General features: G+C 46.1%; 19 protein-coding genes. 10 read left to right on the top strand and 9 right to left on the bottom strand.

Annotation, left to right across the window (positions count from 1 at the left end; all coding sequences use genetic code 11):
- Window positions 1-41: 41 nt before the first annotated feature.
- The 4 genes from QZ938_RS10275 to QZ938_RS10260 all read right to left on the bottom strand — a co-directional run bounded on the left by QZ938_RS10275 (window position 42) and on the right by QZ938_RS10260 (window position 2,688).
- Window positions 42-614: a dCMP deaminase family protein gene (locus tag QZ938_RS10275; RefSeq protein ID WP_293351230.1), complete on the bottom strand. Its 573-nt coding sequence runs from the start codon at window positions 612-614 to the stop codon at window positions 42-44.
- A 38-nt stretch (window positions 615-652) separates the two neighbouring features.
- Entirely contained in the window at window positions 653-1,087 is a 435-nt protein-coding gene (dut, locus tag QZ938_RS10270) for a dUTP diphosphatase (protein ID WP_293351228.1), read from the bottom strand.
- Window positions 1,088-1,187: 100 nt separating this feature from the next.
- A complete protein-coding gene (thyX, locus tag QZ938_RS10265) occupies window positions 1,188-1,910 on the bottom strand; it encodes an FAD-dependent thymidylate synthase (RefSeq protein WP_293351226.1) in 723 nt (240 codons plus the stop codon).
- 154 nt (window positions 1,911-2,064) lie between these two features.
- Window positions 2,065-2,688: a Uma2 family endonuclease gene (locus tag QZ938_RS10260; RefSeq protein ID WP_293351224.1), complete on the bottom strand. Its 624-nt coding sequence runs from the start codon at window positions 2,686-2,688 to the stop codon at window positions 2,065-2,067.
- Window positions 2,689-2,765: 77 nt separating this feature from the next.
- On the opposite strand from QZ938_RS10260, the gene QZ938_RS10255 reads away from it, so the two are divergent.
- The 3 genes from QZ938_RS10255 (at window position 2,766) to QZ938_RS10245 (ending at window position 5,477) form a co-directional block, all read left to right on the top strand.
- Window positions 2,766-3,341: an HD domain-containing protein gene (locus QZ938_RS10255; protein WP_293336063.1), complete on the top strand. Its 576-nt coding sequence runs from the start codon at window positions 2,766-2,768 to the stop codon at window positions 3,339-3,341.
- 134 nt (window positions 3,342-3,475) lie between these two features.
- Window positions 3,476-4,609, top strand: a complete 1,134-nt coding sequence (locus QZ938_RS10250) for an ABC transporter ATP-binding protein (protein ID WP_293351222.1) — start codon at window positions 3,476-3,478, stop codon at window positions 4,607-4,609.
- A 457-nt stretch (window positions 4,610-5,066) separates the two neighbouring features.
- The gene (locus tag QZ938_RS10245) at window positions 5,067-5,477 is read left to right on the top strand and encodes a hypothetical protein (protein WP_293336059.1); all 411 of its coding nucleotides are present in this window, start codon (window positions 5,067-5,069) and stop codon (window positions 5,475-5,477) included.
- 65 nt (window positions 5,478-5,542) lie between these two features.
- On the opposite strand, the gene QZ938_RS10240 is transcribed toward QZ938_RS10245, so the two are convergent.
- The 3 genes from QZ938_RS10240 to rbfA form a co-directional block, all read right to left on the bottom strand.
- Entirely contained in the window at window positions 5,543-5,773 is a 231-nt protein-coding gene (locus QZ938_RS10240; RefSeq protein ID WP_293150704.1) for a DUF4327 family protein, read from the bottom strand.
- Window positions 5,774-6,129: 356 nt separating this feature from the next.
- Entirely contained in the window at window positions 6,130-7,776 is a 1,647-nt protein-coding gene (locus tag QZ938_RS10235) for a glycoside hydrolase family 3 N-terminal domain-containing protein (protein WP_293351265.1), read from the bottom strand.
- A gap of 120 nt (window positions 7,777-7,896) precedes the next feature.
- A complete protein-coding gene (gene rbfA / locus QZ938_RS10230; RefSeq protein WP_293351220.1) occupies window positions 7,897-8,367 on the bottom strand; it encodes a 30S ribosome-binding factor RbfA in 471 nt (156 codons plus the stop codon).
- 190 nt (window positions 8,368-8,557) lie between these two features.
- Here rbfA and QZ938_RS10225 point away from each other — a divergent pair, with 190 nt between their 5' ends.
- From QZ938_RS10225 to sipA, 3 genes are all read left to right on the top strand, one after another.
- Window positions 8,558-8,926, top strand: a complete 369-nt coding sequence (locus QZ938_RS10225) for a GIY-YIG nuclease family protein (RefSeq protein ID WP_293351218.1) — start codon at window positions 8,558-8,560, stop codon at window positions 8,924-8,926.
- Complete coding sequence (locus tag QZ938_RS10220) at window positions 8,923-9,144, top strand: hypothetical protein (RefSeq protein ID WP_293150693.1); 222 nt, start codon at window positions 8,923-8,925, stop codon at window positions 9,142-9,144. The genes QZ938_RS10225 and QZ938_RS10220 overlap by 4 nt, the downstream gene beginning before the upstream one ends.
- Before the next feature lie 72 nt (window positions 9,145-9,216).
- Window positions 9,217-9,438: a regulatory protein SipA gene (sipA, locus tag QZ938_RS10215; RefSeq protein ID WP_293150690.1), complete on the top strand. Its 222-nt coding sequence runs from the start codon at window positions 9,217-9,219 to the stop codon at window positions 9,436-9,438.
- Between the two features lie 121 nt (window positions 9,439-9,559).
- On the opposite strand, the gene QZ938_RS10210 is transcribed toward sipA, so the two are convergent.
- Window positions 9,560-12,886, bottom strand: a complete 3,327-nt coding sequence (locus QZ938_RS10210; protein ID WP_293351216.1) for an EAL domain-containing protein — start codon at window positions 12,884-12,886, stop codon at window positions 9,560-9,562.
- Window positions 12,887-13,462: 576 nt separating this feature from the next.
- Here QZ938_RS10210 and QZ938_RS10205 point away from each other — a divergent pair.
- Entirely contained in the window at window positions 13,463-13,903 is a 441-nt protein-coding gene (locus QZ938_RS10205; RefSeq protein ID WP_293351214.1) for a pentapeptide repeat-containing protein, read from the top strand.
- 619 nt (window positions 13,904-14,522) lie between these two features.
- Here the strand turns inward: QZ938_RS10205 and crtH are convergent.
- Window positions 14,523-16,067 (bottom strand): carotenoid isomerase, encoded by a 1,545-nt coding sequence (gene crtH / locus QZ938_RS10200; RefSeq protein ID WP_293351212.1) that lies wholly within the window; start codon window positions 16,065-16,067, stop codon window positions 14,523-14,525.
- Between the two features lie 586 nt (window positions 16,068-16,653).
- On the opposite strand from crtH, the gene upp reads away from it, so the two are divergent.
- The 3 genes from upp (at window position 16,654) to QZ938_RS10185 (ending at window position 18,569) form a co-directional block, all read left to right on the top strand.
- Window positions 16,654-17,304 (top strand): uracil phosphoribosyltransferase, encoded by a 651-nt coding sequence (upp, locus tag QZ938_RS10195; RefSeq protein ID WP_293150841.1) that lies wholly within the window; start codon window positions 16,654-16,656, stop codon window positions 17,302-17,304.
- 225 nt (window positions 17,305-17,529) lie between these two features.
- Entirely contained in the window at window positions 17,530-18,000 is a 471-nt protein-coding gene (locus QZ938_RS10190) for a TMEM165/GDT1 family protein (protein ID WP_293351210.1), read from the top strand.
- A 275-nt stretch (window positions 18,001-18,275) separates the two neighbouring features.
- On the top strand, window positions 18,276-18,569 hold the full coding sequence (locus QZ938_RS10185; protein WP_293133962.1) for a TMEM165/GDT1 family protein: 294 nt from the start codon (window positions 18,276-18,278) through the stop codon (window positions 18,567-18,569).
- Window positions 18,570-18,679: the final 110 nt, after the last annotated feature.

Below are 18,679 nucleotides of genomic sequence, written 5' to 3'. Positions count from 1 at the left end.
TCCGGTTTTACCGGAATTGATATTGGGTTTTATTGTTTGCCTCAGTCTACAATTCCTGTTACAGTATTTCTTGGCACAGATGTGGGATTCAACAAAAACAAAGCTGCCTTTTTTGCTGTATCTTCAGATAGCTGAATTTGTTTTAACTCAACAATACCTTCACTGATAAAAGTATCTCTCAAAGCAGCTTTTTCTCCGCTGTTAAAACTGGTTTCGTAAAACACTTCTCGAATCCCAGCCGCAATGACTAATTTCAAACAATAGATGCAGGGTTCTAAGGTGACGTAAATACTAGCCCCAGCCGTAGATATACCGTGTTTTGCAGCTTTGGCGATCGCATTTGCTTCAGCGTGAACAGCCCGCGACGGCAAAGTTTTGCTAGCGTCGCAACTGCTCAAACCCGGATAGCAGAAGCCTTGTGCCGTGCAATGTGCCGAACCCGATGGGGAACCGTTGTAACCCGTGGCTAAAATTTGCCTGTTTTTGACGATTACCGCACCTACGGGAAATGCCAGACAAGTCGATCGAGTTGCGGCCAATTTTGCCAACATTAAAAAATATTCGTCCCAATTCGGTCTTTGAGGGGGTTCGTACTTATCTGGTGTATTGTCCATTTAAAATGTAAAATTAGAACTGTATTGGGACAAGAAATTTATTGCGAGATGCCAGTTGAACCAAATCCATTATCTCCCCTAGAGCTGGTACTTAACATTTTTACTGCTTCAATTTCGACGCGAATTACTGGCGCGATTACCATTTGAGCAATTTTCATCCCTTTTGTGACTTGAAACGAAGTTTGACCGTGATTGATTAATATTACTCCGATTTCGCCTCGATAGCCTTCATCTATGGTTCCTGGTGCGTTAAGTACAGTAATTTGGTGCTTGAGAGCTAAACCACTTCTGGGACGAACTTGGGCTTCTGTTTTTTGGGGTAATTCTATGGATATGCCTGTATGAATTAACTGGCTTTCTCCCGGATTTATTTCTAATTCATCTATAGAAAATAAGTCCAGTCCAGCATCAGTATCGTGGGCATATTTGGGGATTATTGCTGATTCATGGAGTTGCCGAATTTTTAATTTCATCTTGTTTGGTAAGTGGAAGGAAGAAGGAAGAATGATTTAACCACAGAGAGCGCAGAGGACACAGAGGAAGAGAAGAGAGAGATGAATAATATCACAATTATTACGGCGCTAGTCTGGCTTTTCCGAGACGAGTTGTTGTGTACCACTTGGCAATGCCGGGTGCCCAATTTTCAAAATGAGGCCACATCATTTCGCAGAGTTTTTGAATTTCCAGTTGAGCGTTTTTTTTGTTTCTCAAGTCGCAAAAATGTAGAAAAGACCTTAAATTGAAACTGACTACAAAATGCTGGCGGTAATCAAAGGGTAATTTACCTCTGGCGTGTTCCTCCGACATACCGCCGTCGAAGTCAATTTTATAACGTTTAGCTGCTTCCAGACACCATTCTAAGTCTTGTTGTCTTTGTTCCGGGGAATAGTAGTATTTCTTGCCTTCGCGATCGGTATAATAATCTACTGGACGCAGGTAAAAAATATCTTCTATATCTTTTTTGCCGGTTGCTGCATCCAAAAATTGATTTCCTGTATAACGCAAGGATTGTACATCGAATGAAACTCCAACACGATGTGTCCTCGCTTGCTGCATGACGCTGTGGGGAAAGTAGCCGCAATTAAAGATGATTTGGGGATGTTCTAGGGGGCCGTAATGCCCCCGATCGCCCGCGAGGAGCCTTTTGACGATAATTTCGCCACATTCTTCTTCTGAAGGCCAGGACTCGCGCTCGTCAAATACGAAATTCTCCGTATAGTCTTGATGGAGGGCAGCATAAATTACTTGCTGGGGATTTGGTGTTTGAGAAATAACTTCTACTCGAAATCTATCCATTATATTTTTATTTTTGAATGTCGTTATAGTTGGGAAAATCAACGTTATAGATTATTTCATAAGATGGCATTATTGGCAAGCTTTTTGCTTCTAACAATTTACGGTGCTACTCTAGCAATAGTTTTGACTTTAATAAATTATTTTAACAAATTCGTCAAGCCAACAATTCACTGACAGCTACGCTAAAACCTACAAGTACCCTTTGAGTGTTAACAACTTCATCTGGATTAAACAACAGCCAGCGTTCCCCTGCATTTACAAATATCAATCTCGCTTCAGGAAACAGCAACCAAACTTCTAAACATCCCGATGCCAAATATTCTTGACCTTTTGCAAATAACTCTTCGGCACTATCTTCAGGAGATGCAATTTCTGCAATGAGTGGGAAGCTTTGGGAAAATGATGTAAAATTTCCTGATGGTGGCAAAAGTTCAGGAGTGATGTAAGCGACATCGGGACGGAGACCATTTTTGCCAGTGTAGCAAAGTATTTCGGTAATAACTTCTCCTCCCTGTCCGCTGGAATTTTTATAATTTCTCCAGTCAGTAGCTAGATTAACTTGAGCGAGACCGTGTTTGAATGTCATTCCTGTTTTCTCTACTAAGTTGCCGTCAACCCACTCCATTTTATCACGAGGTCTGACTAAAAACTTTTCTAGAGGTATGACTTTATGGGAGTCTGATTTTGGCTGATTTTCTGCTGTATTTACTGATTTTGACGGCGGTTCTGTATCTAATTTTTGGTCGGCATTTTTAGGTATAGTTGTAGTAGCTGTCACGATCGCAACCTCTCTTTGAATATTTTAAGTTTACAGGAGATTAGCCTTTGATGACTGGATTAAATAAGGTAACTTCTATGATACTATCAAACCGTTTTTCTGAAGCCCTCACCTATGCCGCAGAATTGCACGCAACTCAAATCCGCAAAGGTTCTGGCGTTCCCTATATCGCTCATTTGTTGGGTACTGCTAGTATAGCTTTGGAATACGGGGCTTCGGAAGATGAGGCGATCGCAGCTTTGCTTCATGATGCGATCGAAGATCGAGGTGGCCCGCCTACCCGCGAAGCCATCCGCAGCCGCTTTGGCGATACTGTGACAGCAATTGTAGACGGCTGTACCGACAGCGACGCGACGCCCAAACCCCCTTGGCGCGATCGCAAACAAGCTTATATCGATCGCATTCCTCAAGCTTCCCACTCCGTCAGATTGGTCTCGGCGGCTGATAAACTTTATAATGTGCGATCGATCCTGAAAGATTACCGTGAATTAGGAGACTTAGTTTGGGAGCGCTTCAAAGGCAAAAAAGATGGTACTCTTTGGTATTATAATGCTTTGGTAGTAGCATTCCGCCAAGCTGAATTAACGCCGATCGTTGAAGAATTAGACCGCACAGTTTTAGAATTAAACAAGCTTTCCGAAGACAAAAGGTAAAAGCTATAGGACTAAGGCCAACTGGCACATATGGTAAGGTGCGTCAGATCTGAAACCCTAGATAATCATTGTATAACTTCGTCTGACGCACCCTACAATTCTAACAAATAACTAATAACTACTAACAAATAACAATGGCAAATGTTCGCTTAGAAAATATTACCAGACGCTACCAAAATGTCACCGCGATTGAAAACATCAGTTTCAAAATCCCGGATGGAGAATTTTGGGTATTAGTCGGGCCCTCCGGCTGCGGAAAGTCTACAATTATGCGGACAATTGCAGGTTTGGAAACTGCAACTTCTGGCAATCTTTATATTGGAGATAATTTAGTTAATAACATTCCGGCGAGACAGCGCGATGTCGCAATGGTGTTTCAAAATTACGCGCTTTACCCGCACATGACAGTCGCCGAAAATCTGGCTTTTGGATTGCGGATGCGGAATGTTGATGCTGCACAAATTAAAGAAAGAGTCGAAATTGTAGCCCGATCGCTTTCGATCGATCACCTCCTCAACCGCAAGCCGAAACAGCTATCAGGCGGACAGCAGCAGCGGGTAGCACTCGGAAGGGCGATCGCCCGCGAGCCCAAAGTATTCCTTTTAGACGAACCGCTTTCTAACCTCGACGCCCAACTGCGAGACGACACTAGGGCCGAACTCAAACAACTCCATCAAAGGCTGGGAATTACCACAGTTTATGTCACCCACGACCAAGTGGAAGCGATGACTTTAGCTGATAAAATTGTAGTTTTAAATGGAGGCAAAATTCAGCAAATCGGAGACCCGCAAAGCATTTACGCTAAACCGGCTAACCGGATGGTTGCCACATTTTTAGGCAATCCTGCTATGAACATTTTACCTGCAATTTATGCTAACGAATCTTTTCAGGTAGGAAGTCAATCTTTAGCCTGTCCGCCCTCGATTCATAAAAGATTGCAGGCGAAAGAAGGACAAGCATTTGATTTGGGAATTCGTCCAGAAAGTATAGAAATCTTTACGCCACAAACAGCAGAAGAGGATGATTTCAATAGGGATATTTGGGCTTTAGAAAAAGTCCCTCTCGATGTAGAGGTAAAAGTAGTGGAACCTCTGGGGCGAGAAATTTTAATCCGGGCGAGTTTACCTGCGTTGGGTGCTGAAACTACTGTACAGTTACAAGTACCGGCGGGTGTTCGCTTGCGTCCGGGCGATCGGCTGACGGTACAGCTTGACTTCGATCGACTATTTATTTTTGACCCATCCACCGGCGAGGCGCTGTATCCCTAACCGCATTAAATCTCAAAGATCAAAATAGATTTGATTTATGCACTTGCAACCTCAGAAACCCGGTTTCTACGAATATTTCTCGTTTCTCGTTGCAAATTTTTCTCAGAAACCCGGTTTCTAGCCCCGGCTTTGGGCGATCGCACTCCCTAACTCCTGTTCCATCTCAAATCTCAAATCTCAAATCTCAAATCTCAAATCTCAAATCGCTCGACTGTTCCATCCACAGGCTAGGTGTCAGTCTTCTTCACAAAACTTTACACTTGACGTTTCGGAATTTACGCAGTAATGATAGAATGATTGTATTGCGAAAAAAAATCATCCCCCTAAAGGCGTACTTTTGTGAACGGGCATCGCGACCAACAACTTCGCATCTGCGCTCGAAAAGCGGCAATCCCGCCGCATAGGGATTAACTGGCGAACCAAAAACTCCGAAAAACTTTCTAGCGGCATTTCTTAGATGAATCCCGATAACCTGCCTCAAATGCTGCAAACTGGATTTCACCTAACTTTAGGTGCAACTTCCTTTTTACTTGAGACATTGCAAGATCCTCAGAAGCGAGAAGAAAATCTGGACAAACTTCGTCAGTCGGATTTAAGTCCACTAGCTTCGGAGTTGTTGGAAAAAGGAGAAATGACCGATCGAGAAGCCCGTAATTTTGTCGATACTATTTTCTCTCAACCAGGCGATCGGGAGAATGCACGCAGCGAGGAATCCGGATCGACACAGCAATCGGATACAGCAACTGACACTCCTCCCGAGTTGGTTGTACAGCCTGATGTAAAACTAGAGATTCAAGAATTAACTGCACAGATGGCAGCGCTGAGGGCCGAATTGGAAAATTTGCGCGCCGAAAATTCCCATGATTAAAGAAGTAAGCATCTTTAACACAGCCGGAGTTTAGTTGGAAACAACTTATTGAAGAGAACTAAACTTTAGTCGTTATCCCAGTTTTCAGTACCGATTAAGTCGGCGATGCGATCGCGCAACAAGAAATCGCATTTTTCCAATTCTCCTTCTACGCAAGCCCATTCTCGGGGCGGAATGAACTGACACAGTGTGTAAATAGGCTGTTGCCTGCTGAGTACGCCTTCATGGACGAGGTGGCGTGCTTCGTCTTGGATAACATCTAAAGAGTATTGGATTCTGATAGTTGACTGAATCATAATGCGCCCTCAAGGTTTTACTACTAAAAAATTATGGCCCTGTTAATAATATAATCCAAACTTAGGATTATGGAAGTTAAATTTTTTTCTGTATACTGAGATACTGTTTGCCGATTAATTTGAAAAACTTATAGAGATGATGAGGGAGCAATGGGATCTGCCTGGGGATTTTGAGGGGTGGCAGATGTTGCAGGCTAAGAGGCGAATCTACGGCAAAGCTTTATTCAGGACTTAGAAAGTTGCGACAGATTCCCGGTTTCTGGATGCTGCGCCGCAAAAGCAAAATTTCTGACAGAAACCGGGTGGATCGATTTAAGTGCTGGTGAAGCCAAGGAAAGACTTGGCAGTCTGGCAGATCAAGCATTGCCCGTTTTGTTAATGCCGAATAGCAACTCTACAGTGAGAGATTGCGCTGCGGGCATTTGTCCGAAACAAAATATATAAGGAATAGTCGGAGGCAAGTGTGGCAAAAATTGTTCTAAAACGTAGGGGCTTCCGTAAACTACCACAGCTTGCAGTTCTCCCGTCTTTAATAAATTTTTAAACCAATCTTGAGCCGCTTGGGTTAACCCTGCACTACCTCGGAAGCAATTGCCCCGAATGAAAATTTGCAGCAGTGTCGGAGAAAAATGCTCTGCGCTTGAATTATGACTCAAATCGCCTGTCCGATCGTCAATTAGTTGCAATTCGTAACCAAACTGTTCGGGAATCGCGATCGCCGGGGTGTGTTTTCCCAAAAACTCGCAACCCAAAACATCATCTACAACAATCAAATTCCGCAAAATTTGCTTTTCCGAGGTTTTTTTAGCCACTAAAGGCAAAGCGCCACCAAATTTTAAAGAATCTCGCAAAATATCGGCAGCCGTCGCCCTTGCCTCTGCTGTTGCCAGCAAAATTAAGTCGCTAGAACTACCCCCCTTGCTCAGAGGCGGTTGAGGCGGGTCGAATTTGGGATTTGTGGCTGTTTGGTCGATCGACAAACCCACTTTAATTTTCGCTTTCCAAATTCGCTTGACAGATTCTTTGATTTGTGATATGTCGAGTCGCCCTTGAGTGACAGCTTCGCAGACAGCCAGAATCGCCCCTTCCGGGTCAAGCGGCATCAGCAAAACATCAGCACCAGCCTCAGCCGCCAAAACAGCAGCTTCATTAGCGCCGTACTTATTGGCGATCGCGCCCATCACCAAAGCATCAGTCACAATCAAACCATCAAATCCCAACTCTTGGCGCAGCTTCCCGATCAAAATTTTGCGAGAAAGAGTAGCCGGAAACTCTTCATCCCAAGCCGGAATCAGCAAGTGAGCGCTCATCACAGCATCCACCCCGGCGGCGATCGCCCCTACAAAAGGAGGCAACTCAATCTGGGCCAATCGATCGGGCGAATGCGACAAAACCGGCAATTCCAAGTGAGAATCAACCGCCGTATCTCCGTGGCCGGGAAAATGCTTAGCCGTAGTCAAAATCGGGTGTTCGCCTGCGCCGCGAATAAAAGCACTTGCCAATTTGGTGACAATTTCCGGTGTCTCGCCAAAAGCGCGGACATTAATCACAGGATTGTCGGGATTGTTGTTAACATCGACCACCGGTGCGAGAATCCAATTGAGACCGATCGCCCTAGCTTCGATCGCAGTCACAGCGCCCATTTGTTCCGCATAGCGATCTGCTTTACCCGCATCGTGCCGCGCAATTTCAGCAATAGCCATCGGCGGCCCGAACCAAGTCGCCCCGGCGAACCGCTGGCCGACACCTTCCTCAATATCGGCAGCCAGCAGCAGCGGAAATTTTGCCCAAGACTGCAATTGGTGCGATCGAACGGCCAATTCCGCAGCACTTCCCCCGACCAAAATCACCCCACCCACGCCCAAATTTTCCAGATAATAGCGGAGTTTGTCGGCCGTTGGTTCCCAGGCCCGATAGCGAATTTGGTGGTCAAACAAGTAGCCTGAAGCGCGCACCACGAACATCTGGGCTACAAGTTCGGGTAAGGAAAGATTGTCAATCATGGGAAATTGGGAATTGGGAATTGGGAATTGGGAATCGGGAATCGGGCATTGGGAATTGGGCATTGGAATCATAGATTTGGACACTCGCATTACATAATTCCAATGCCACCGGATTTGAGATTAATCCTCGTCTTCTTCTAAATCATCATCATCATCATCATCATCATCATCATCATCATCATTGGTCAATTTTTCGCCATCATCCGTCAATTCTTCGTTGTCAAACATACCTGGTTTGCGATCGGCAGAAAGCTGGTTCAGCAAGATCAGCATTTTATCACCCCGTTCCAAAGAACGATCTTCAAGAAATACCACTTCCGGAGTCCGGCGCAGTTGTATCCGGTGGCCTAGCTGGTTGCGGACGTAGCTAGTGGCAGATTTCAAACCTTCCATAGTCTCGGCCTTCGCCTCATCAGTACCGTAGATGCTGACAAAAATCTTTGTATGCTGAAGATCTCCGGAAACAATTACGTCGGTAACGCTAACCATACCCGCACCTACACGATCGTCCTTAATGCCGTTGAGCAACATCAGGCTGACTTCCCGTTTAATCATTGAAGCTACGCGCTCAATGCGACGACTTGTAGCCATAGCAATTATTCCCTACCTCTTCTATAACATACCGATCGGCTGTTTTTATCCCGATTGACAATTGTAGCGCGATCGGTGTCAAAATCGATTTAGTGTCCCGTGCCACCGGAAAGGTGAACTTTAAGTTAATGTCGGTAATTAATGGGCGATCGTTCAATATAAAATCTGGCAAATACGATCGCCCCTCATCATGCCCAATTCTATCCAACAAGAAGCCCGCCAAATTCTCGACACCCTTGCATTCACCCCTTTTGAGCAATGCCAACCCCTCAGCCGCGACTTTGATACTATTCCTACCAAAGTAGGTTTATACGCATTTCGGCATTCCTCCGAAGGACTGCTTTACATTGGCAAAGCCAAAAACTTGCGAGACAGACTTCGCAACGGACATAAAGCCTTTCTGTGGGGCTGGCTCGATCGTTACAATCCAGACGACGTGAGGATTGCCTTCGTCACTCTCAACCAATGGCAAAGACCGGGGCTATCATATGAATTAGAAACCCTCATCCTCCAAGCCAGCAACCCTCCGTACAACGTTAAAATCCCCAGAGAATCATGACTCAAACTATCGCCACGCAACACCTTTCGACCGAAGCTATTCATCAGTTAGTCGATTATTTGCCTGACTATATAAAAGCTGCCCTCTTGTCCAAGTCCGCTGAACTTGAATGTCCTCTCGAAGCGGCAATCGAAATGGCAATCTCCAGCTTTTTAGACGAAGAATCCTTTAGCTTTGAGGATTGTTTGCTGGCCAAACGCATGAAAGATACTGTCTGAAATTTCATAGATATCGATCGCACTCCCAGTTAAGCTTAGGTTATGCCGATCGCCAATAAAAACATAAAAACTATGGATAAAGAATTTACCATCGGTCAAAAAGTCCGAGTTGTGGCGATGCCACCTTTCGTGAAAACTGCCGAACCGATGCCGATGCTGCGGCCTGCGAATGTAATTGCGATCGGGGCCCAGGGTGTTGTGATCGATCGGCGTCCCGGCAATTATTGGGGCATTCGCTTTGAAAAAGGTGCTTTTCTCTTAGACAGTCAGTACATTGAAGCTGATATCAGTTGACAGTTGACAGTTGACAGTTGACAGTTGTAAATGAGAATTGGCAATAGGGAATTGATAATGGGGAACTTTCAACCAATAACCAATAACCAATAACCAATAACTACTGACCACTGTCAACTATTCAAGAAGCTAACTTGGTCTCAAAACCCAAAGAATCAACCGAAAATTCCCCCAAAACTTCCTCTACAATAGGAGAGCCAAAATTACAAGCTTGAGGCTTTCCCAAATAATAACCTTGACCGTAATCTACCCCAAGTTCCTTGAGTTTATCCATAACTGCTTGACTTTCCACATACTCGGCAATAGTTTTAATTCCCATGGCGTGGGCAATTTTGGTAATAGCTTCCACCATGACAATATCAATAGGATTCTCGGCAAGATTTTTAATAAAATTCCCATCTATTTTGATATAGTCAACAGGCAAATTTTTTAGGTAAGCAAAGGAAGACATCCCGCTACCGAAGTCGTCCAAGGCAAACTGGCAGCCGAGTTCCTTGAGTTTCCAGATTAAGCAGGCTGCTTTGCTGAGATTTGCGATCGCCACGGTTTCGGTAATTTCAAAACAAATTATTTCCGGCGGTATTTGATAGATAGAAAACTGCTCTTGAATAAAGTCGATGAATTTTTCTTCGTTAAGGCTGTCCCCAGAAAGGTTGATTGCATAAAGGCTGGGATGTTTTGTAAATGAAGCTTGTGAATTAGACAAGGAGCAGCAAGCAGGCAAGGTAGCTATTTTATCGCTGTCTGCGCCGGGGTTTTGGACTAAGAGATTTGCCGTGAAAATTTTAGATAAATTGCTAAATAAAGTGCGAATTACCCAGCGATCGATCGCGTGCATCAAGTTGTAGCGTTCGGCAGCCGGGATAAATGCCATTGGTGAGACTAACTGACCGTTCTCAAGCTGGAGGCGGAGGAGGATTTCGCAGTGGGTGCCGGTGGTGGGGAGCTCTCGCAAATGTACGATCGGCTGAGAGTACAAGCGAAAGCGATTCTCTTCTAAAGCTTGATTGATTTCGACTACCCACTGGGTTTCGCCGTGCTGTTTGATTAATTCTCGATCGCCCGCTTGATAAACCTGCACCCGATTGCGGCCTTTATTTTTAGCAGCATAGCAGGCTAGATCGGCCGCGCTCAACACCGCAGAAGTCGATACTGTTTTGGGATTAATTGCCACCAAACCGATACTGACGCCGATCGCAAAAGTTTTGTCCTGCCACGCAAACCGGAATTCCTGAATGTTTTGCAGTAGCAATTTTGCAACATCTAAGCCCTGTTCTGGCGGACAATTGTACAGGAGTACAGCAAACTCATCGCCGCCCAGACGAGCCAAAATATCTGTTTTGCGGATATTGCTTTTAAGTAGCTGGCTGACTTGGCGCAGCATTTCGTCGCCTGCAACGTGACCGCTGGTGTCGTTAACTATTTTGAAGCGATCGAGATCCAGGTAAAGCATCACGTGTTCTTGACCGTAACCTTGAGAACTGTGCAGGGCGTGTTCTAGCTGGTACTCAAATTCGTGACGGTTGACCAATTGCGTCAGCGGGTCGTGAGTTGCCTGCCAGGTGAGTTGTCGCGCTTGAGTTCGCACTTGGGTGACATCTCGAAATACAACGACGGCCCCGACAATTGTGCCGTTACTGGCGTGGATGGGGGCGACGCAATGGTCGATCGCAAATTCGCGGTTGTGGCGCGCAATCAGCAAGCTGTTGTGTCCTTGGTCAACAATCCGACCTTCGTACAAAGCAATTTGGGCGATATTTTCGATCGGCATCCGAGTAGTTTCGTCAACTATTCTCAACACGCCCGCTAGGGGCAAACCTTTAGCTTCTGAGGTTGACCAACCCGTGAGTTTTTCGGCAACTGGATTGAGGGTAGAAATGTAGCCGTGGCTGTCAGTAGCGATTACTGCATCGCCGATCGATTGTAGAGTAACTTGAGCTAGTTCTTTTTCCTTAAAAAAAGCTTGTTCCATGCGCTTGCGATCGCTAATATCCCGCTGCACGGACACCCAGTGAGTCAGGTTCCCCGACTCGTCAGCAACTGGTACGCTGTTGAGTTCCACCCAATAAGTGGAACCATCTTTGCGGTAGTTGATCAATTCCAAGCGCAGGGGTTCTCGGCGAGAGAAAGCGCGGCGAATTTTGGCAACTTGAGCGCCATCGCTGTCGGGCCCGCGCAGACAACTCGGTGTTTGGCCGATAATTTCTGCGGGCCGATAACCGGTCATTTGGGTAAAAGCTTCGTTGACATAGATGATGGTGGGATCGGAGATATCGCTGTATCCCGCATCCATAATCACGATCGCGTCGTTAGCGTTAACTACGGCAGATTCTAACAGTTGCAGCCGCACCTCTGCCTGCTGGCGGGTAACGATTTCCTGTTCCAGTCGGCTGTTAGTCAAGCTTAGAGATGCGATCGCTTTTTGCAATTCGCTAGTCTGTTCTTGGACGCTGGCGTGCAAAATATCGATCGCCCCGGACATTTCCATCGGGTCAAGTACGCTCAGTAAAGTGCTTTGAGTAACTATTCCCAGCAGTTCTCCGCCTTCGGCAGTGACTACTAACCTGCGGACTAAACGCTGCTGCATTTCCTGATGAGCCACCCAAAGCGAGTCTTCTGGCTTGAGACTAAATAAAGGGCTACTCATTACAGTTTCGGCGATCGTCTGCGACAAATCTATATCTAAAGCTTGAAATTCGACAATATCCCGTTCCGTGACTATGCCTACAGGAATTGGGAACGACACATTCATCGATAATTCTGTTGGCGCTGTAATTACCACGCAGCTAACGCGGTGCTGCGCCATCAACTCGGCTAAACTGATAACTGACGAGGTAACAGGCGCTTGAATAACTTGTGCAGTCATTACTTCTTTCACCAGGCGCATTTTTAAGATATTTGCCGGTTGCACCATCCCTTGGCGAATGCTTTCTGGCGTAATTACTCCTAAAAGTTGACCGTCACTGTCTAATACTGGCAAATGGTGAATTCGTTGTTGCCCCAACAGAATTAAGGCGCTAAAAATGTCTCTATCTTCACCTTTCGTCAGAGTTGCTGTCGGCTGCTGCATAACTTCTGCGATCGTAACATTTTTTAAGTTTTTGCCAGATGCAATCAAATCGACGAGATCCCTCTCAGTGAAGATTCCTTGCAATTGAGAATTTTGAGCAGATTGCGAGTCGGATTTTTCGAGGGATTGTTCGACGACAAAGACGCAGATACCTCTGGCGTCTCTGAGGGCGCTTGAGGTGAGGGGATTTGAGATTTCTGTGAGTTGCGGGTAGATATCGGTGGGTGGAATGTCTGCGTTTATAGAGCAACTTCCGCGCCGTTGGCCCATCAGGGTAATTACTTCTGCTAATGGGGTATCGGGCGCAACTGTCAAGGGGGAGCGGTCAATTACTTGATCTAAAGTCGGCAGATGCTTGGAGGAATCATTTTTTATCATAGGATTTAATTCATTTTGGCGATCGCGCGTTAACTCTGCAACCTTGCTAAAAAGCGCTGCTTTCCAATCAATATGTGGATTTTGACAGCGCTGCTGACACGTAATTAAAATTTTTTCTTAAAAATGCACCCCGAACTTAGGCTGGGAAGCTGGCCGATGACGGCTCTGGCTCTACCTATAAAGTTATAACCATATCTTGATTTTAAATGTAAATTTTCTGTCCCGTGACAGTTTTATTATAAATAATGTATTTCTAGGGAACTTTTTGGCAGATAATTAACTCAGACGATCGTCCATCGCAGCGGTAATTATATCCATCTTCGGCAAGAGACGTATGTTCGCTGTCCTGGCTAACCTAGAAAAGATTACTACAAAAACAGACCGTATTAAGTTCGGCAGTGTTAAGTTTTACGATATTAAGTTTTGCGAGCTTTTCTAGACCACCTGCCGGTTGCGGAGGATAATGAATATCACAGCAGGTCTGTGAATTCGATCGCAAATTTGCGAAAACGACCGTGGTAAGCTTGTAGATATAAACAGAAGAACTTAAACATCAAGTCTGGGGAGGAAGGGATTATGAAACGCCATTTACTAGCCACAACTTTTTTAATTGCTCCCCTACTGTTTGCCGGGCCCGCTAGCGCTGCAAATCCCGCTCAGGTCAAGCAGCTACTCTCCACTGGGCAATGCTTTGGGTGTGACTTGTCAGGAGCAAATTTGGCGGAGGCTCATTTGATTGGTGCAGATTTGAGAGAAGCGAATTTGCAAGGCGCAAACCTCTCCAATGCTAACCTCGAAGGCGCTGACTTGACCGGCGCTAACTTGACGGGTGCCAACTTAACCGCAGTTTTCCTGACTAACGCCAGTTTAAATGGCGCAGACCTCGATCGGGCAAATCTGACAGCCGCCATCATCAATACCACTGACGTATCAGGCGCATCAATGGAAAACATGACCATTACTGATGCCAAAATCTACAATACTCAAATCGGCGTAGGTGGCAGCTACGATCAGTAAACTCATTTAACAAATAGTCGGGAACTCCCCCACCTCTGGTAATGAAGCAAGAGCGAAGCAAATTGCGGAATGGCTCATGTGGGGGATGAAAGACGCGGCTGTTTCCGCTATCGCTGCAACAGCCAATTCAGAGTATAATTGAGTTGGTCGTTGACCCACCCGCATGGCTGACCACAAAAGGCTTTTAGCCTGGGAACTAGCATGAGAAACGGGGAAAGAACAAATCCGCTGGCTGACCATTGTCGTAAGTCCTCCATGCGTTGTACGAATAGAAATCAAACAATCTCAGGAAGTGGGATTGCTGCCTGTGGAGGCTGTGTAAGACCAACGCTATGACGGCATAGTAGAGGCAACGGCTGTTGAGACGGGAAACTCCGAAGACGAATAAGACCGTCCTTGTTAGCTCCGGTTGGAAGCCCCAACTTCAGCGAAGCAAGTTGGGGTACTTCACAGAATGCAAACAGGCAATTTTCAATTGAAAAACCCGGTTTCTGTAGAGAAACCGGGTTTTTAGTCTTTAGGTTGGTAGTGAGGACTTCAGTCCTATCTTATTGGATGAGGACTGAAGTCCTCACTACCAACCTGATTGGAGTTATTTTAAATGTGACGAACCCTACCACTAAAACCCCAAATCCACAGCAATTCGATGGGCACAAGCAAACCCAGAAAATGCCACCGCATTTAAACCCTGTCCGGGAAACGTGCTATCGCCCACACAATACAAACCAGGCATAGAAGTTCGATTAAACGGCATCCCCAACAAACCCATTAACTTCTGGCGGGGAATCGGCCCGTAAGTTCCATCTTCGCGGCCCAAAAAGCGGCGGTGAGAACGCGCCGTCCCAACTTCCATATAATCCAAACCAGCATCTAAACCCGGAAAAATCTTTTCGAGTCTGTCAATAATTCTGCCGCCTGCCTCTTCTTTCTTGTCCTCATATTCCTGCGGTGAAAGTCCTTCCCACTCTTCCATCCAGCTAGAAGTAAAAGCATGAACGATATGATATCCTGCCGGAGCTAAATCTGGGTCGAGTACCGTTGGAATTGATACTAAAATAGTTCCTTCTGGGGCTTCCATTTTGTCCCAATCTTCTAACAAAATGTGGTGGCAGGCAGTACCAGCAGGGATGACGCTGGCTTCTACCCCTAAATGCAAGCTCAAGAAACTGGGGGCTTTTTGATAGCGCTGCTGCCATTTCTTCTCGCTAGCTGGCATCTCTTCGGCAGGTAGCAGTTTCTCGAAAGTATCCCAGCGCGTGGCGTTAGAAACTATCCGCTTTGCTCGGTAAACTTCGCCGGTTACGAGTTCGACTCCAACAGCGCGACCGTTTTCTGTGATGATTTTTTTTGCTTTAGCTTTGTACTGAATTGTCCCGCCGCATTTTTCTAGTCCTTCTACTAATTTTTGGGCAATTTGACCGACTCCGCCTTTGGGATAATTGATACCGCCGTAATGTCTGTCGGAAAATACCATTCCGGCGTTAATCATGGGGGTTAAGTCTGCGGGTACTACAGACCAGTAGTAGCATTCCATGTCGATAAATTTTAGCAAAGTCGGGTCTTTTATGTAGCGCCGCGCAATGTCGCCAGTATTTTGAGGGAGATATTTTACTAATCCCAAACAGGCTAAGGGATTCTGAAAAAAGACTCGAACTAGATAGCCCGGTTCTTCTAGGGATAGCAATTCCATGCCGTTGAGGCAGTTGAAGACGCTCCAGCATTCGCCGTAAAATTTCTGGATGCCTTCGCGCTCGTGAGGAAACCTGTCAATTAATTCTTGCAAGTATTTGTCATAAGGCTGGGGAACTTCCAGATCCAGACCTGAGGGTAGGTGATAGTGAAGCTGTACCGGGTCGGGAATTGTTTCTAGGCTGACGTTGACGGCTTTGAGCGCGCGGGTGAGGAGGTTGGTGGTGCCGCGCTGTCCGAACCCAAATATCATGGAGGCTCCAACATCAAATCTGTAGCCTTCTCGATCGAAATATCCAGCACTACCCCCCGGAATTGTGTAGCTTTCGAGTACCAAAACTTTGGCTTTCTTGGCTGCTAGCTGGGTTGCAGTCACGAGTCCGCCAATGCCGGAACCGATGACTATCACATCAAACTCTTGCTCTGTCGGGCGGGAGTTGGCGGAAAATAACTGGGATTGGGTAGGAGCTGACATTTGGTTAAAAATCTTAATATTTATACAATTTTACAGTCGATCGCTCCAGAAGGAAGAAGGAAGAAGGAAGAAGGAAGAAGGAAGAAACTATGCCCTATGCCCTATGCCCTATGCCCTATGCCCTATGCCCTATGCCCAATTCCCAATTCCCTATGCTCCTACGTCAAAAAAATGCGGGAACAGTCTACCATTGCCGACTGCCCCCGTCTGCCGATCCTTTGAGAGGAGAACACTAAAAATTACTATAGCCTTGTTGCTAATTTATGTCAATACTGTTGAAAAAATATTTCAATAAAGTGACGAAGGTCTACAAACAAAGAGACTTATAGCCTTTCTCAGAAAGATGAGGTAAATAAGGCATAGGGCATGGGGCATAGGGCATGGGGCATAGGGCATAGGGCATAGGGCATACCTCACTTTTTCGAGAACCGCTATATAGGATTTTAGATTTTAGATTAAAGAATGGAAGATTGTGATAAGTTGCACAGAGCGATCGTTAGCGAAGCCCGCCCTACGGGGGCTACGCCAACGAAAACGATCGCACCGCATCAAATCCTTCAAATCTAGCAATTTCCCCAATTTCCTCATGCCCCTGCAACTGCGCGTTTACGTTCCGCCCCACCCGTTAATTAAACATTGGCTGGCTGTCGCCCGCGACGCCGCCACCCCATCGGTACTTTTTCGTTCTGCGATGACAGAATTGGGACGCTGGCTCGCCTACGAGGCAATTCGAGATTGGCTACCGACAGTGGAAACAACGGTGCAGACGCCTTTGAGCCCATGTCCGGCGACTTTTATTAACCCGGAAGCTCCGTTAGTTGTGGTACCGATTTTGCGGGCGGGTTTATCACTGCTGGAAGGAATTCAGACGGTTGTGCCGCTGGCTTCGGTTTACCATCTGGGTATGGCGAGGAATGAGGAGACGCTGGAGCCGACTTGTTATTTGAACAAATTGCCGGCGCAGTTTAACCCGGAAACGCGGGTGATAATTAGCGAGCCGATGCTGGCGACTGGCGGGACGATTGTGGCGACAATGCAGGAATTGATTTCACGGGGAGTTAACCCGAGTTTGATTCGGATTATTTCTGTGGTGGCTGCTCCTCCGGCTTTGAAGCGGCTGAGCACGGAGTACCCGAGTTTGGTTCTTTACACGGCAACGATCGACGAAATAGTCAACGAACAGGGTTTTATTGTACCTGGTTTGGGTGATGCGGGCGATCGAACTTACGGCACTTGAACCAGGGAATTTTGGATTTGGGATTTGAGATTTTGGATTTTGGATTTTGGATTGACAGATAACTGTGGGGCTTCTATCCGTGTTTGGGTGAGGTGAGCAGTTTCTGGAATTGGTTGCGGAATTTCCGGGAAAAAAAGATGGGCCTGGTTTGGTAAAAGCAGGTACAGAGAAAGTTAAAATCCAAAATAGAAGTCAAAAATAAATAGCGTTTAGCACTCATTGCCCGTGAAACTTGATTCTGTACCGCCAAACTTGTCTGATTCTGACTCAGAAACCCCCAATTCTGATTTGCCACCACAAGTACAACTACAAAAACTTAAAGATACTTCTGAGATTTGTGCTGCTTTAACCCCTGAGCAGGCAGAAATTTCAGTGAGTGCAAATCCCGATATCTGTCAGGAAGAAAAGCAACTGAAGCCGAAGCATTGGGCAATTTTTGCTTCGACTTTTGCCACTATTTTTTTTGCGGAAGTTGGAGATAAAACTCAAGTTGCGATTTTGTTGATGACGGCTGAATCTCGGAATCCTTGGATTGTGTTTGCGGGTGCGGGTTCGGCTTTGATTGCAACGAGTTTGTTGGGGGTTTTGCTGGGAAGGTGGCTGGCGACTCGAATTGCTCCGCAAACTTTGGAGAAGGCTGCGGGAGTGATTTTGCTGGCGATTTCGGCGGTTTTACTTTGGGAAGTGCTGGGTTAAACGATGTGCGTTTGTAGTGCGGACTTCAGTCCGCTTCGGCGGTTTTACTTTGGGAAGTGCTGGGTTAAACGATGTGCTTTTGTAGTGCGGACTTCAGTCCGCTTTATTATGCTGCGGACTGAAGTCCGCACTACAAACGGTTTTTGTGACGGTAATCAACCGGACACGATCTGACTGATAGTTAACAACATGGGTATGTGGAAAGAAATCGGGTTTCTCGAAGTTTGTGAGTAAATTGTAGATTTCTAAATACCTAACTAAGAACTAAAAAAAATATGGATTGGCAACTTTTAGGAATAACCTTTATTACGGTGTTTTTGTCAGAATTGGGTGACAAAAGTCAATTAGCTGCGATCGCCCTTGGTAGCAGTTGCAACTCGCCGCGGGCTGTATTTTTCGGTACGGCGTCGGCGCTGCTGTTGGCGAGTTTCCTTGGTGTTTTGGTTGGACAAGGTACGGCGGAGGTGTTACCGGAGAGGTTGGTAAAGACGATCGCTGCGATCGGATTTGCGGTGATGGGCTTGCGCCTGCTGTGGCCAAAATCAGATGAGGCTGAAGCTTCCGAGTAGGATTTGCGATCGGGAAACTTGATATAGTTGACGATCGCTAAAATTCCCAAAAATTAACGGCGGGCGTAAATTCACGCCCGCCGCTACAGATTGAGTTTTTTCTCAATTCA

The sequence above is a fragment of the Microcoleus sp. CAWBG27 genome (assembly GCF_020883145.1).
GTDB lineage: Bacteria > Cyanobacteriota > Cyanobacteriia > Cyanobacteriales > Microcoleaceae > Microcoleus.
This window is presented reverse-complemented; position numbering and strand designations above follow the sequence as displayed.